Consider the following 2,467-nt stretch of genomic DNA (forward strand, 5'->3'; position numbering starts at 1 on the left):
GTTCCGCAAGCACGAAATGACATACTACGTGAAGGAAAACTTAATGTCGGTGGTAATGAATATAGGATTGATGCAGATACTCAACAGTTTATTCGCTCAGAGCCAACTAATAACATGATCGGTCGATTTTTTGATGGTGTTGGCAAGCTATATAGAGAGAGCAACTTAGACTCCGTAGCGAAAGCGATTACCAAATCGGTGTTTGATAATGAATTTGGCCAAACTCAACGTTTGCAAACCCATTCTTCAGTTAAGCATGGCCAGATGTTTTTTAAAGATGCTGGTCTGAAAACGCCCAGCGATGTGTTGAATGCCTTTGGTCGACTTGATACTCAAACTATTAAATCCAACAGCGATGAACTTAACCAACTGGCTGAGCGTGCGGTGTCAGAAGTGCTGCTAGATACGGAGCATGCCAGGAATTTAAAAGCACAAATTGGTGAAGATGCAACAAAGGCGTTAGCTGGTCGTGTCGTGAAAGACTTCATCGGCGGTGCTATGGCTGTGAAAGCAATGAATGACCCGAATGTTGGCTCAGATTTAGTTGTTCTTTTTAAATATGATGTTAGGAACATAAAATCGGCACAAATACATATTGAGGCCTTAGTGCACAAAGACTTAAGCTCTGAAATCTATTCTGACTCACTAGTTGAAGAAACATTTAATAAAATCGGCACAACCGATAATATCGAACGCGCAGCAGCGTGGATAACTCATGCTTCAAACTCGAAAGGAAATGATATGGCAAATATAGCATCACTTTTGAAAGAATACGCAACAAATGGTAAAGATCTGCTAAACATGGTTAATCTAAAAGAGCTTCACGCTCGATTGGTACCAAATATTGATAAAGATTGGCGAGCGCCAAGTCTCTCTGAAATCCCGTTGCCTTCAAGCATCGGTGGTGAAGCTATGCTTAAACAACATGTTGAGTTTTATTTAAAAGAAAACTCTGTGGCAGATAAAGATTTAGGCAAAAACCTACTTGCTAGTGTTATCGGTTACCATGGCTTTGTAGACGGTAATGGCCGCATGGGGCGTACATTATATGCCATCACTGAATTAAGAAATAATTCATTTACTCCTCTTTCGATTCCAGCGGAAAAAAACTTACACGGAATTAGATAAATATCCATAAAATGAGAGTAATTTGGTAACGACGTAACTTCTTATGGAGAATGGGAGCATAGTGAATAAACCAACGATAAATCGTGGTGCAATTTACGAATACACCACGTTTGGACAACATATCACTGAGGTTGGTGTAACTCATCGTGATAGTGCCATGCCCATCATAAAGTGATATACCCATCGGAGCACCTCAGAAGTAACTGTCGTTTTTCCTTTTATCTAGGGCTTTTGATTCTATTCATTTGGTTAGTTTATTTATCAATAAAAGTTAAACGTAGGACTTATTGTAAAAATTGAAGATGTTTCTGAGGTGCTCACCTTAGCACCTCATTTCATGAGTAAGTTCGAGTGCAGATCAACTCTAAGCCACTCATAAACTTAAGATCGAAAGGGCTAACAATTAAGTTTGCCTTGATAGTGAACGACAGTAATGATTGGATGATAATGGCTATTTTAGAGGATCATTATCTGGCAACACATTATGAATCCAAATAGCGAGTCTGTGTTTAATATTTGCACCATCGAGTTTGCTCTCTGGTAGTGGTGTGATTTGTTTGGCATCGACCAAAAATAGGTAGATCGCCTTCACTCTAGTCGGTTGTGGTGACTGTGGAAGATCAAAGCCCTGCATCTTTGCCATCTTCCCAGCAATTTCCAGTGCCTTTTTAACCAGTTTATCTTCATTATGAAGCTTGGAGTTTTTTGACATTAATAGAATCCTCTTTTTTCACCTTTAATAAGCATACAGAAAATGTGAGTGATTACGTATGAGTAAACTCGCATACTGACAAGATTTTGTGAAATTGCCAAGTAACTGACTAAATCATGTTTTTTTTCAAGAACTGAAGGGGTTTCTGAAGTGCCTATTTTAAAGCACCTCATTTAGTTTTAATACCTCGTTGATGATAGTGTTCCTCATCCTTATTATCTCCATTACATATAAACTAGCGCACATTATTTACCTTACGTTGAATTGCGGTATGTTGAATATCCCCTACTTCAAGGTGTACTCAATCATGTATTTTCGTTCTGAGCCTTTTGAACTTTGTTACCATGTAACTTTCATAGAGAATCAGAGCTTACATGCAAGATGGTTGTGTATCACTTTAGTAATAACTTCCGGAGGAAGATGGAGCCTTTAAACATCAGAACATGTATTCAATGTTTACATTATGTAAAATCTTTCCATAACCTCCAAAAGCTTGTCGTAGAGAAAGTTAGTTTGATTTATACCAGTGACCAAAAATTGGCTTAGAGAAATAGGCCAAGGTTGCAATCAAAGAAACTTCAATCGAAACAGACCAGCAAACATGCCCTATTACTTCACTCCAAAGCT

Annotated in this window: 2 protein-coding genes and 1 pseudogene; 1 reads left to right on the forward strand and 2 read right to left on the reverse strand. The window is 38.3% G+C overall.

Annotated features, from left to right (window positions below):
- The coding region (locus tag VSA01S_RS19480) for a VopS family T3SS effector adenosine monophosphate-protein transferase (RefSeq protein WP_147052777.1) at nucleotides 1-1,128 on the forward strand (1,128 nt) is incomplete at its 5' end.
- A gap of 16 nt (nucleotides 1,129-1,144) precedes the next feature.
- On the opposite strand, the pseudogene VSA01S_RS19485 reads toward VSA01S_RS19480, so the two are convergent.
- Both VSA01S_RS19485 and VSA01S_RS19490 read right to left on the reverse strand, forming a co-directional pair.
- Nucleotides 1,145-1,288, reverse strand: a pseudogene (locus VSA01S_RS19485) (IS6 family transposase); the annotation flags it as partial.
- 291 nt (nucleotides 1,289-1,579) lie between these two features.
- The gene (locus tag VSA01S_RS19490; RefSeq protein WP_039983990.1) at nucleotides 1,580-1,840 is read right to left on the reverse strand and encodes a DUF5062 family protein; all 261 of its coding nucleotides are present in this window, start codon (nucleotides 1,838-1,840) and stop codon (nucleotides 1,580-1,582) included.
- Between the last annotated feature and the right edge of the window lie 627 nt (nucleotides 1,841-2,467).

The sequence above is a fragment of the Vibrio sagamiensis NBRC 104589 genome (assembly GCF_007990935.1).
Taxonomy (GTDB): Bacteria; Pseudomonadota; Gammaproteobacteria; order Enterobacterales; family Vibrionaceae; genus Vibrio; species Vibrio sagamiensis.